Source organism: Geojedonia litorea, assembly GCF_042654525.1.
Lineage (GTDB): Bacteria > Bacteroidota > Bacteroidia > Flavobacteriales > Flavobacteriaceae > Geojedonia > Geojedonia litorea.
The window spans coordinates 497801-511272 of record NZ_JBHSGP010000014.1; the positions used below are offsets into that span (position 1 = coordinate 497801).

The 13472-nt window shown below is 33.8% G+C and carries 12 protein-coding genes; 3 read left to right on the forward strand and 9 right to left on the reverse strand.

Going from position 1 to position 13472, the window contains the following annotated elements; genetic code table 11:
* Nucleotides 1–22: 22 nt before the first annotated feature.
* The 9 genes from ACFO5O_RS10175 to ACFO5O_RS10215 form a co-directional block, all read right to left on the reverse strand.
* Complete coding sequence (locus tag ACFO5O_RS10175; protein WP_387963418.1) at nucleotides 23–781, reverse strand: tetratricopeptide repeat protein; 759 nt, start codon at nucleotides 779–781, stop codon at nucleotides 23–25.
* 1 nt (nucleotide 782) lies between these two features.
* Entirely contained in the window at nucleotides 783–2558 is a 1776-nt protein-coding gene (locus ACFO5O_RS10180) for a BatD family protein (RefSeq protein ID WP_387963419.1), read from the reverse strand.
* 28 nt (nucleotides 2559–2586) lie between these two features.
* Nucleotides 2587–3387, reverse strand: coding sequence for a tetratricopeptide repeat protein (locus ACFO5O_RS10185; protein WP_387963421.1), 801 nt, complete (start codon nucleotides 3385–3387; stop codon nucleotides 2587–2589).
* Between the two features lie 75 nt (nucleotides 3388–3462).
* Nucleotides 3463–4500: a vWA domain-containing protein gene (locus tag ACFO5O_RS10190; RefSeq protein WP_387963423.1), complete on the reverse strand. Its 1038-nt coding sequence runs from the start codon at nucleotides 4498–4500 to the stop codon at nucleotides 3463–3465.
* 27 nt (nucleotides 4501–4527) lie between these two features.
* Nucleotides 4528–5532, reverse strand: a complete 1005-nt coding sequence (locus tag ACFO5O_RS10195; protein ID WP_387963425.1) for a vWA domain-containing protein — start codon at nucleotides 5530–5532, stop codon at nucleotides 4528–4530.
* On the reverse strand, nucleotides 5532–7169 hold the full coding sequence (locus tag ACFO5O_RS10200) for a hypothetical protein (RefSeq protein ID WP_387965111.1): 1638 nt from the start codon (nucleotides 7167–7169) through the stop codon (nucleotides 5532–5534). The genes ACFO5O_RS10195 and ACFO5O_RS10200 overlap by 1 nt, the downstream gene beginning before the upstream one ends.
* A 50-nt stretch (nucleotides 7170–7219) precedes the next feature.
* Nucleotides 7220–8086: a DUF58 domain-containing protein gene (locus ACFO5O_RS10205; protein WP_387963427.1), complete on the reverse strand. Its 867-nt coding sequence runs from the start codon at nucleotides 8084–8086 to the stop codon at nucleotides 7220–7222.
* 77 nt (nucleotides 8087–8163) lie between these two features.
* A complete protein-coding gene (locus ACFO5O_RS10210; RefSeq protein WP_387965113.1) occupies nucleotides 8164–9165 on the reverse strand; it encodes an AAA family ATPase in 1002 nt (333 codons plus the stop codon).
* 180 nt (nucleotides 9166–9345) lie between these two features.
* Entirely contained in the window at nucleotides 9346–10401 is a 1056-nt protein-coding gene (locus tag ACFO5O_RS10215; protein ID WP_387963429.1) for a DUF4382 domain-containing protein, read from the reverse strand.
* 219 nt (nucleotides 10402–10620) lie between these two features.
* Between ACFO5O_RS10215 and ACFO5O_RS10220 the strand changes: the two genes are divergently transcribed.
* Genes ACFO5O_RS10220 through ACFO5O_RS10230 form a run of 3 tightly spaced genes read left to right on the forward strand, consistent with a single transcriptional unit; the run spans nucleotide 10621 to nucleotide 13415 of the window.
* Nucleotides 10621–11484 (forward strand): aldo/keto reductase, encoded by an 864-nt coding sequence (locus tag ACFO5O_RS10220; protein WP_387963431.1) that lies wholly within the window; start codon nucleotides 10621–10623, stop codon nucleotides 11482–11484.
* Between the two features lie 11 nt (nucleotides 11485–11495).
* Nucleotides 11496–12251 carry an SDR family NAD(P)-dependent oxidoreductase gene (locus ACFO5O_RS10225; protein ID WP_387963433.1) on the forward strand — a complete coding sequence of 252 codons (756 nt, stop codon included), beginning with the start codon at nucleotides 11496–11498 and terminating at the stop codon, nucleotides 12249–12251.
* Nucleotides 12252–12281: 30 nt separating this feature from the next.
* On the forward strand, nucleotides 12282–13415 hold the full coding sequence (locus tag ACFO5O_RS10230) for an ATP-binding protein (protein WP_387963435.1): 1134 nt from the start codon (nucleotides 12282–12284) through the stop codon (nucleotides 13413–13415).
* Nucleotides 13416–13472: the final 57 nt, after the last annotated feature.

The window sequence follows — 13472 nt, forward strand, 5'->3', positions numbered from 1 at the left end:
GCATTAAATTGTTAAATTATTTTTAAATATTCTTTAACAATTTAATATCCTCGCTCAAAACCCATCCAGTTTTCCCATCAGCTATTTTAATTTTTTTCCAATTATCTACAGTATCTAAAACTTGAACTTTTGTTCCTTCGTGAAGTTTAAATGCCTCTGCACTACGTAAATTTGGTTCGTTTTTTATTTGAGTTTCCTTTGCAAAAACAATAGCTGGTTGATCGCTTTGTTCTAGGTTGTATTTATGATACGCTAGCGAAAGAGCTAGGCATGCCATTATAATTACAACAAAACTGCTAATAAATGCTAGTCGCTTTTTACCAGTTGAATATGAAAAGTAATAACTTAAAAACAACAGCACAAATAGTATAACCGAACCCACTGCAACTTTAGCCCAAGCATCAAAACTCAATAAGTTGGTAACATTTTTTATAAGTTTTGTAAACCCAACCTCGGGAACTGGGCTTATGGCATCTATAGTCATATTCCTTGCAAAGGCAATATTGTTTAGAATGTCTTTATCATTAGGTGCTAGTTGAAGGGCTTTTTCATAATAATAAATACTAGGAGCAATTGTATTTAATTTATAGTAGGCATTACCGAGATTAAAGTACAACTCGGCAGAGTGTGACCCGCTATCTAAAATGGCTCGGTACTTAGTAATCGCTTCAGAATAATCTCCGTCATTATAAAGTGCATTACCTTGTTGGAATAAAGTTTCATTTTGTGCTGTTACAACTGTACAGAACAAAAAACTAAATATGTATATGAGCTGTTTCATTTTAATTAATTTGTTTATCAATTAATGAAATAGTTCTAGCTGCTTTTTCATAATCCTGCTGCATTTCAACATTGGTAATTGGGGTATACCTAGCTAATTCACAGTTTTTTAATAGGCCAATAAATTCATCAACAACTTCTTGCTGTACTTTACGCTTCAACAATAAACTTTCAATTTTATCTTTAGTGAATTCACTCGTTTCAATTCTAAGCTTTGCTTTAAGATAGTTATGTAAAGCTTTTTCCAAAGCAATGTAAAAAGCTTCTTTGTTTCCTAATGCTTTTTTAGCTTCACTTAAATATCGCTTTGCCAACTTATCTGCTTTTCTAATTTTATTCCCATACACATCAGCGTCACGTTCATCTTTTTTACGACGCAATACAATAACCAAGGGAATAGCTAAAAGAGGTAGAAGAAGTGAATTCCAAAACCAGGTCGATTTAAAGAAGTAAGTTGGTTCAATTGATGTTAAATTTGCATCGGTTTTTACAAAAGCGAACTGATCATTACTTAATACCACTTCTTTTTTAGAACCATTATTCACTGCAAAATTATTGTCGGCAGTAGAAGAATTAGTTGGTCCCTCTAAAACATCAATTACGATTTCACCCGATGAGATACGCTTATAACTTTCGGTTTTTAAATCAAAATATGAAAATGAAATACTTGGGATAGGGTATTTACCTTTAAATTGTGGTACAATAGTATAACTATCGGATATGGATCCTTGCATTCCATTTAAATTTGTTGTGACATTTTCGGCATGCTCAGGTTCATAAACCTCTAATGAACTTGGAAGATTTAATCTAGGAAGCTGAAATAACTTTAGATTTCCATTTCCAGTGACTTCCACTCTAGCTTGAAGTGACTCTGAAGCATTCAATTCTGTTTTTGAAGTAATGACGTTAAATCTAAAATCTCCAACTGCTCCACTAAAATCCAATGGCTTTCCGGCTTCTGGCAAAGGTTTTACATTTATGGTTCTACTACCCGCAGAAATGGTTCTGTGGACTTGAGACATGATACGTTGTCCGAAAAAATCTCGCTTATTGGTGGGCACATTTACAACGACATCTAAACTTAAAGGTTCTATTTCAAGTTTACCAGATTTTTGTGGATACAGTACTGTTTTTCGCAAAACGACATACCTGTAGTCTTCTCCATTAAACTTTCCGTTTTCAACTTTAATCCCTTTAATATTTATATTTTGACTCCAAAAATCGTTATATCTCGGGTTGTCGATTTCACGCCAGTTATCAACTCCTGTGTCTGGTGAAACATATAACTTATAAACCACTGTAATGGCCTCGTTGAGATAGGGATTGTCTTTTGAGACCTCCGCCACTAAATGGATATTTTGCGAAGCTATATACTCTGCATTATTACCGTCTTTTGGTTGTTCAACAGCTTGAGTGACTTCTACAGTAACGACTTGTGTTTTGTAAATTTCTCCTTCAATCTCAATAGTAGCTTGTTTTATCTGGATTTTTCCGCGTTGTTTTGGAGCCAAAAAATAACTGTAAATTTTAGAATATGCACGTACACCATTTAACCAGGAATGGCTGACCGAAGTGTTTGGACCGCCAACCACAGTGAAGTTTTCAAAATCTGGCGGAACAAAATTATCCCCATCTTGATTCATTTCAAAATCAACACGTAAACGCTCATTGATTCCGAGCTTATTTTTACTCACTTTTGCCTCAAACTTAACTTGGGCAGTGACTAAACTTGACGCTAAAAACAATAGAACAATTGCTATGTGTTTAAAAAGTTTCATGATTCAACTTTCGATTATGGATTTAGATTTACCAATCCTTTTCTGCTTTAACTTTAACTCCTTTTTGTTTTTCGGCATTTATTTTTTCTTGAACCTTTTGTTCTTGATTATTCATTGCCTCTAGAAGATTTTTAATTTGTTGTGGAGATAGTTGTTGAGGTCTAGGTTGTTGTTTTTGTTCTTGATCTCCTTTCCCTTGATCTTCTTTAGGTTTACCTTCTTCATTTTGCTTATCTTTTCCTTTATCCTCTTTTTGATCTCCTTGATCCTTTTGATCTTGATTTTCTTGTTGTTGGTCTTTATTTTGATCTTTGTTATCTTGATCTTGATCTTTCTTATCGTCCTGTTTATCGTCTTTATTTTCATCCTGCTGTTGCTCTGCACACACTTTAGCCAGTGCTAAATTATAGCGTGTTTCATCATCAGAAGGGTTGTTTCTCAATGCATTTTTATAGGCTTCAACAGCTTCTTTACATTGTTTGTTTTGCATTAAAATATTTCCAATGTTATGGAATGCTTTATGCTTTTCAGATTTATCGGTCGCATTTTTGGCTGCTTGTTGATGACGCCAAAGGGCTTCATCAAAATTACCTTTATGATAATAACTATTCCCTAAATTATAGGTTCCTGCAACAGTATTGGGCTGTTTTGAAATGGCTTTTCTATATTCCATTTCAGCTGAAATAAAATTATCCTCATTTACCAGTTCATTGGCTTCATATACGTAATCGTTGGCCTTTTTTTCAGCCAATAGCTGTGCCTTTTCTTTGTCTTGAGCAAATGACAAAGCACTTATTAAAACTGCTATATATAGTACTATTTTCTTCATATTAGCCTCCTAATTTATGAAACTACTGATTTTGATACCGTTAAAGATTTTATAAATTTCATGTTTTAACTATATCTAAAAATTTTCGTTGAATAGATTTAATCGTTTTAACCATCCTGTTTTACGCTCTAAAAAGAAGATATCAATAAACAAAAAGAAAATTCCAAAAGCCAAAAACCATTGAAATTGGTCTTTGAAATCGGCAAACTGCTTAGCTTCAAACTCTTTTTTGTCCATTTGGCTTAAAATATCCTTAATCTCATCAACAACATTGCTTGTGTTTTTTCCATTGATATAAGCACCATTAGCTTTATTGGCGATATTTTTCAAGGTTTCTTCATTTAATCTTGTAATTACCGTTTCGCCGTCGTTATCTTTTTTATAGTTAAGCACAATTCCGTTTCGTTTGATCGGTATTGGTCCTCCTTTAAGGTCGCCAACGCCAATTGTGAAAATTCTAATGCCTTGATCACCTGCGTCTTCAGCCAAGCTTGAGGCTAAATCACCATGATCTTCTCCATCTGAAATAATAATTAGTATTCGGTTGGTTTGTTCTTCATCATCAAAATAAGTCATTCCTAACTTTATGGCTTCATCAATAGCCGTGCCTTGAGAAGACAGCATATCTGTATTCATGCTTTGCAAAAACATTTTTGCTGATGAATAATCAGTGGTTATAGGTAACTGCGGAAATGCCTTGCCTGCATAAGCAATAATCCCTACACGATCGCTTATTAAATTATTGATGATTTGTGTGACTAATTGTTTTGATTTTTCTAATCGATTAGGTGCTACATCTTCTGCCAACATACTTTTGGAAACGTCAACAGCAAAAACGATATCGACCCCTTGACTTCTAACGGTTTCCAGTTTAGTTCCAATTTTTGGGTTAACTAATGCAATAGACAGACAAGCAAACGCCAAACTTAACACAACGATCTTTAAAACAGACTTAAGAGTTGATTGGTTTGGACTTAGACGTTTTAAGGCCTCTTTGTTAGCAAACCGTTTTTGAACTCTATACTTCCATAACTGCAGCACTAAAAATACAATGATGATAAACGGAATCACCGCTAAAACCCAAAACCATATTTTCTCTTCTAATTGAAACATTTATTTGCCTTATTTTTCTATCTTCCTTTACACAAAACTTCTAAAAACTGTAGATCGCAACAGCAATTCAAGCAATAAAAACAACGCTGCCAAAAGCACTAGTGGTCTATATTTCTCTTGATAAGTAGTGAATTTTATTTCTTCAATTTCTGTTTTTTCAAGTTTATTGATCTCATCATAAATCTCAACAAGTTTTTTGTTGTTTGTTGCTCTAAAATACTTTCCTCCTGTGAGATCAGCAATTTCCTTTAAGAGGTCTTCATCAATTTGAACTTGCACTCTTCCGTATTGAAAGGAGCCATTTGGATTTATGTTTACTGGTGACAAAGCCATGCCATTTGTTCCAATACCTATGGTGTAAACTTTTATTCCATACTCCAAAGCCAATTCACTTGCAATTTTAGGGTCAATAAACCCCGAATTATTAACACCATCTGTCAATAAAATAATCACTTTACTTTTGGCCTTACTATCTTTAATGCGATTAACCGAAGTTGCCAATCCCATTCCAATAGCCGTTCCACCATCAATAATATTATTGTATTTTATATCTTCTAATGATCGTAACACTATAGCTTTATCACTAGTAATGGGTGTTTTGGTATAACTCTCACCTGCGTATTCTACAATTCCTATTCTATCGTTTGGTCGTCCTTGAATAAACTCGGCTGCAACCTTCTTTAACGCTTCTAGACGACTTGGCAACAAATCCTTTGCTAACATACTAGCCGACACGTCTATTGCCATTACAATATCAATACCTCTTGTTGTTTTAGTTTTGGTAGATTCATCTGAAGTTCTTGGCCTTGCCAATGCAGTAATTAATAATGCTAGTGCTAATAACCGTAATACAAACAACCCATGCTTCAGTTTTGGCAACCACGATTGCGCAATTTTAAACCCTTTAACACTCGACATTTTAAGTTCGGCTGTTTGCTTTTTATGCTTTAATACATACCATAGTATTGCTAAAGGCAATAGTAGTAAAAGCCAGAAAAATTCTTTATTTAAAAACTCAATTCCTTCTAACATTATTCTGCTTTTTTAAGTTCTACAGAATTCAAAATGCGTTCCATAATTTGATCGGCATACACATCGTCAGATCTCCAGACCAACAATACCTGTTGCAATATATTTTTGCTGGTGAATAATAAGAACACATAATTCCCTTTTTCGAAATTATTAGTTAAAGGTCTTGGGAAATCTGCTGTACCATGCACCTTAATCCCTTCAGCAGCATTTGGGGTAATGAACTGGTCTTGTTTTGTGATAATATTTTTAACCCCATTATTCTCAAGCACGCGTAGGGCATTTTCAACACCTAAATTAAGATCTATTTGAGTTGAATCTGGTATATTAAATTTTGATGTACTAACGGCAATGTTAAGTGAACTTAATAGAGAACCATATGTAAAGAAGGTGGTTTTTGCAGCTTGAATAGAATCTATAGTTTCAGATTCAACTCGTTGTAAAACTTCAGGTGTCGAAATGTAAATAGGCGGTACACCATACTCACTACGCACCCAATCGCCTTCTAACAATTCTTTACTTTCATGACCAATGATGGTATCTTTTACATAAGTAAATCCATACTTTAAACTAAATCCAACAAAGGTTGCTATTAAAAGTGTTACTACTATAACCCCAGTAATAATAATTTTTCTGCGTTTCTTTTTACGCTCTTGTTCTTCCTTATATTTTTGATCAAGGAGTTTTTCTTCTTCAGTTGGCTCAGGCAAGGCTTCTTTCACATGGTCAATTTCCATGTCAATTGTATTCCTGTCGATTTCTGCTAAAGCAATATCGGGTGAAGATTTGGCAAATTTTACAAGATCGGCACGTTTAAAAATGGTTTCTAAATTTTTTATATCATCGTTACTCAAATCAACTTGATTGGCGTCTTTAAGCAATCGTAAACGTTGCATCAATTCATCCGTCGTACTTTCTAAAGCTTTATCGTAAACCTTTTCATCTAGATATCTTCTGATGATAAAAGTCAATTCAGAATAATATTCTTTTATTTCAGCGTTTTTTAAATAGTTGCTTTCATCTAGCTTTTTTAAAGCCAGTTTGGCTCTGTCATAAGGTGGCAATAACGCAATTTGTTCTTCTTCGGTAAGCGGTTTTTTACGCCAAACAAACCAATAAATAAGTGCGGCTACAAGTGCAAGAATTAGAACTACATAAAGTAAATTTATCCAGAAATCACTTGAACTTTTCTCTACTTCAATGATAGGTTTAATATCATAAAGCCCTTGTTTTGTGGTATCAATTTCAATGTTATTTACCTCAACCTTTAAAGAGTCGGTAAAAAAAGTCTTGTCACCAACAATGATTTTTTGTCTTGGAATAGTATAAACCCCCCAATCAAATTGAGTGAGGGCATATTTTTTAATAAGGTTATATTTTGATGCCTTTTTGGTAGTATCAACTTTATAAGATTCAATCATTTCCAATGGAGAAAAGGTTTGTCCTTCTGGAAAAACAACTAAATCTGTAGTATCTGATTCTACCTGAATTTTATAAGTAATCTGGGCACCAATTTTGATTTTAGTAGAATCTATTGAAGATGTTACTTGTGAATAAGAGAAAAAAGAAAAGACAAAAAAGAAAAAAGATATATACAGTGATTTTCTAAAACCGTACAGAAAATACTTGTTTAATTTCATTTTATAGCTGATAATTTCTTTATTCTTCACTTCTACCTTTTACCTTTTAATTATCCTCTTCTTTTAAAATAGCCTAATAATTTTCTCACATAACTCTCATCCAATCGACAATCGATTATACCGGCTCCAGATTTTTTAAAGCTATCATTGTAATAATCCAACTTCTCTCGATAATACTTTTCATAGTTCATTCGAATTCTTTTTGAACTTGTATTTACAAGTACCAATTCTCCTGTTTCTTCATCTTGCATTTGAACTACACCTAGATTAGGAATACGTTCTTCCCGTTTATCATAAATTCTAATTCCTGTAACATCATGCTTTCCTGACACAATTTTAAGCGTATGTTGATAGTCATCATCCATAAAATCAGAAAGCAAAAACACAATTGCTTTCTTCTTCATCACATTTGATAAAAATTTTAAGGCTTCGGCGATATTAGTTTTCTTGCTTTTTGGATGGAATTCAATAAGTTCACGAATGATACGCAGAACATGAGATCGTCCTTTTTTCGGTGGAATATAGAGTTCCACAACATCTGAAAATAGAATCAATCCAATTTTATCGTTATTCTGTGTTGCTGAAAAAGCTAAAGTTGCGGCAATTTCGGTTACTATTTCGTTTTTAAATTGTTCGTCGGTTCCAAAAAATTCAGAACCGGAGATGTCTACCATGAGCATCATGGTTAGTTCGCGCTCTTCTTCAAAAACTTTTACGTAAGGTTCGCTGTATCGTGCGGTAACATTCCAATCAATAGTTCGAACATCATCACCAAATTGATACTGTCTTACTTCACTAAACGTCATACCTCTACCTTTAAAGGTGGAGTGGTATTCGCCACCAAAAATATGATCAGACAATCGGCGTGTCTTAATCTCTATTTTTCGTACTTTTTTTAGTAATTCTTTAGTATCCATTTTTCAATTGTCTATTGAATATTTTTATTGATTAATTATAACTTAATAATCAATTATCCTTTTTTCAATTGTCAATTTTAAGGTACTTCTATTTCGTTTACGATTTTGTTAATGATATCTTCGGAAGTGACATTCTCGGCTTCGGCCTCGTAAGTAATCCCAATTCTATGACGAAGTACATCGTGAACTACAGCACGAACGTCTTCTGGAATTACATAACCACGTCGTCTAATAAATGCGTAACATTTAGCGGCCAACGCTAAATTGATACTACCACGAGGTGATGCTCCAAAAGAAATTAATGGCTTTAAATCGGCTAGCTTATATTTCTCGGGATATCTTGTAGCGAATACAATATCTAGAATATATTTTTCAATTTTCTCATCCATATATACCTCTCTAACCACTTTTTGGGCCTTGAGAATTTGTTCTACAGAGACTACAGGGTTTACTTTATCGTAAGCTCCTTTTAAATTGGCACGCATAATAAGCTGTTCCTCATCCATTTTAGGATAGTCAATCACCGTTTTTAGCATGAACCTATCCACCTGTGCTTCAGGCAAAGGGTAAGTTCCTTCTTGCTCAACAGGGTTTTGAGTAGCCATAACCAAAAAAGGCTTGTCTAGAATAAAGGTTTCATCACCTATAGTTACTTGCTTCTCTTGCATGGCCTCAAGCAATGCCGATTGAACTTTAGCAGGTGCACGATTTATCTCATCGGCGAGTACAAAATTGGCAAAAATAGGACCTTTCTTAATTGAAAAGTCATTAAGTTTCATATTATAAATCATTGTACCAACTACATCAGCTGGTAACAAATCGGGTGTAAATTGAATACGACTAAAACTCCCATCAACGGCTTGTGATAAGGTATTAATAGCTAATGTTTTTGCAAGTCCTGGAACTCCTTCAAGTAAAATATGACCTTGTCCTAAAAGGCCAATAAGTAAGCGCTCAACCATATGCTTTTGGCCAGTGATTACCTTATTCATTTCTAACGTCAGCAAATCAACAAAAGCGCTCTCTTTTTCTATCTTTTCATTAATGGTCTTAATATCAATTGTAGCTGTTTCTTCCATCATATTAATTAGTTTTAAAAGCCCGAATATACTGTGCTTATTTGAGCATTGCAAATTGTTAAAATTTTTATTGTAACGCTGTTAATGATTGGTTAAACTTACTGTTAACGATTGGTTAAATAAAAAGGGGGGCACAATTGTGCCCCCCTTAAATTTATACTAGACTTTTTTTGTCAAAAATTATGGCTGTGGATTAATCTCCATTAAGTCTAAAGTTTCTCCAGAAATTACAGTCGCTTCTATCGTTGCAAAAGTTAAAGTAGTATCTACTGGTGTAATTGTAACGGTATAGGTACCTGGAGGAATGTTTTCTAATAAGAATACGCCATTCGCATCAGTATCAGCCGAAATAACTTCAGTCCCAACTGTTACTGAAACCGTAGCTGCAACAGCTGCACCAGCATTTAAAATTGTACCTGTTATAGCGCCATTCATTTGAAGCTCTATAGTTCCTATATCTGTAATTTGACCATTCACGACCTCAACACTAACTACTTGAGTAAGATATCCTGATTCTGGATCTGGAGTAATAGTGAGGTCATAAGTGCCTTCTGGTATACCATAAAGCATAAACACACCACCTTCACCAGTCATTGTAGAATAGGTTTCCCCATTAACTTCAGCAGAAATCATTGTATCAACATCAGCCGGAGATATAGCTCCTTGAACAATACCAGATGCGAACTCTAAACTTGCATAAATAACAGGTTTTAAAATAATATTATCAGAATTACCCGCATCTACAATAGATTTATCAACATCAAAATCTAATACAAAACTGTAAAGGAAGCCAGCTTCTAAAGTTTGATTTACTTTAAGTTTTAACCCTGATTGTTGTGCACTTGGTGTTTTTAAGTCATACTGAACATCATCTTTTACTACATAATTGTTTTCACCAAGAACTAATCTAATTTGACTTAATTCACCAGCAAGAACTTCGTAATCCTGTACCAAAACAGCATTTTGCCCTCCAGTTAATTCCAATAAATCGTAAGAACCTCCTGTGGCTCCAACACTTTCCCAACCACCTTCATCTTCGCTGTCGTCATTCATTTTAATCATAACATCAATAACTTCAACAACTACCTTATCATAGTCACCTGGTCCATCAACCAACTTTATGGTGATACTTGCTGGTTCTCCGTTTGAAGGTCCATTTGAGTCGTCATTACAGTTATAAAATGTGAGTAAAATGAGAGATAAAAAGAATAGGTTTAGTTTTTTGAACGTTTTCATAAAATTTTCGTTTTTAAATTCGGTTTGTAGAGTATATACGGCTACATTCCTGTTTTAGATTATATAGAGACAATATTTACAATTTAAAAACCGTGAGGCGTTAAATAAAGCCTATACAATAATCGATTTTAATTATTAAAAACAATTATACCATTTTCAATAGGTTTTAAGTAATTTTATACGCAAATCGCATAAAAACCATTATAAACTGCAACTACTTTGAATTATTCTAGAATTATTTCCGGCACAATGACCTGGGGCCAATGGGGTAAGAATTTCTCTAAAAAGGAGATGATTGAACTTATGAACCATTGTATTGAACTAGGTATTACCACTTTTGATCACGCCGATATTTATGGGGGATATACAACTGAAGCTGACTTTGGTAAAGCTTTTTCTGAAAGTTCTATAAAAAGGGAAGCTATTCAACTAATAAGCAAATGTGGTATCCAGTATTTATGTGAAAATCGAAATAACAAAATCAAACATTACAACTATTCAAGTGATTATATTATTTGGTCTGCTGAAACATCCCTCAAGAATTTAAAGACTGACTATTTGGATCTATTTTTATTACATAGGCCTAGTCCGTTAATGCATCCCAATGAGGTTTCAAAGGCAATATCTAAATTAAAACAAGATGGAAAGATAAAAGCTTTTGGCGTTTCAAACTTTACACCCGCCCAAGTGGATTTAATTTCATCCCAAAGTAATATTGAGGTTAATCAAATAGAGTGTTCAATTACACAACATAAGGCTATGTTTGATGGTACTCTAGATCAAATGATTCAAAAAAACATAACTCCAATGGCATGGTCTCCACTTGGATCCATATTCAAAGATAATTCTGAGCAAACCCAAAGAATCAAAGTACAATTAGAAGATTTAACAACTGCTTATGATGCCACCATAGATCAACTTATTTTAGCTTGGCTATTAAAACACCCTTCCACTATTCATCCTGTAATAGGAACTACTGATAAAACACGCATTTCTAATGCGGTTAAAGCCTTGAATATTAACCTTGATCTTGAAGATTGGTTTTTAATTTTAACAGCCAGTCAAGGACATAAAGTACCATAATATTGAAAAACATGAGCAATACAACGGCGTTAATTACTGGAGCAACTAGCGGTATAGGAAAAGCTACGGCAATTGAATTTGCCAAATACGGCATTAATCTTATTTTGTGTGGCAGACGTCAAGAACGTCTTGACCAGCTTAAAAAAGAGTTGAGCCCACAAACCAATATTCATACCTTAACTTTTGATGTACGTGACAAAACTGGAACTACAAAAGCTATTCAATCCTTACCAAAACCATTTAGTGCCATAGATATTCTTATAAATAATGCAGGAAATGCACACGGATTGGATCCGATCCAAAATGGTGATTTGGATGATTGGGATGCTATGATGGACATAAATGTGAAAGGCTTGCTTTATGTAAGTAAGGCTGTAATTCCGCAAATGGTAGAACGAAAATCTGGTCACATTATAAACATTGGCTCATCGGCTGGTAAAGAAGTATACCCAAAAGGCAATGTTTACTGCGGAAGCAAACATGCTGTACTTGCAATTACTGAAGGTATGCGTATTGATTTAAATCCTTTTGGTATTAAAGTGAGCGCCATCAATCCCGGATTGGTAGAAACCGAATTTTCTAAGGTACGTTTTAAAGGAGATGCAATTGCCGACTCTGTGTATAAAGGTTTTAAAGCGCTTCAGGCTGAAGATATTGCTGATATCATATACTTTACAATTTCTCGACCCGCTCATGTAAACATTGCCGACTTGCTGGTATTCCCTACAGCGCAAGCCAATAGTACAACCGTTAAGAAAGAATTGTAATTAAATGACTGAATTGACTCATTTTTAACCATGATTAATAAACGCCTACTTATTAAAAGCCTTCTTGCTCACAACGATGAGAACAGCTTTTATGATAAAAAGCGTAAAATTGATATTAGTGAAAAAGAAGGGAAAGCTAAGCTTCTAAAGCACATCTGTGCGCTGTCTAACAGCAACCCTAAAAACAACTCCTATATAGTTATTGGTGTTGAAGATGCCGACAATGCTATAATTGGTGTTGATTTCTTTGATGACAGTAAAATTCAAAATTTAATAAATGCCTACCTAACAAATCCTCCTATAGTACAATACGAAAATATTTCTTTCCCGCATTTACCTGATAACAAAGTTGTTGGTTTGGTCACAATTAGACCGATCAATAAAATTACGTCATTAAGAAAAAACATTTGGAAATACTATGGAGGCTCGGTGTTTTTTAGAGATGGAAGCATGAGCATGCCAAAGGTTTTTGATATTGAAATCAAGGATGTCAATTCAAAAATTGTGGAAGCAATTGAAAATCATGCCCAAAATAATATTGAATATACTTTAGACGGTGTGTTTGATTTCATGAACAAGCGTAAAGATTTTAACCCTCAATACAAAGTATTTAAAGAATATTTTGTGCTCTGCTGGTCTGGTCAAAAAAAGTTTGTAAAAGACAAAACCTACTATTCTCGAGTAGATATTGAATTGGTTAATGAGCAAGTGCGTTTATTCTTTTCAACATTAGATGAAGTTTCCATTTCATATGATGATGATCATTTTAAGATTATTGAATACGTGAATTTAGGATTACAAAATTCGTTCAAATATTATCCGTTAGAAGAAACCATTATTCATTTTAACAACAATGTAAATTATCAAATAGAAACCAATTTAATTTTTGAACCTCCACAATATGATAAACGCATATTGCATCATATCTACAACGCCAATAACGCCATAGTTGACAAACTTACTAAAGGATTAAGTCTTACTAAAGCTGAAGAAGACGATCTTAAAAATTTACCAGTCACCTATCTAATTTGTTATTTGAATCTGTTTCATGAAGCTATAGATAAGCTTAATGAAGTAAAACCCATCCTACGAAATTATAGTGACGAACTCAATATTATTTTAAAAGAAACTTACCGTATTTTAAGAAAAGTTAAATATAGTTAAGCGGCATTTTTACCAACTACACACAATTTTATACCACTTATAGTTTTTTGATGAAAT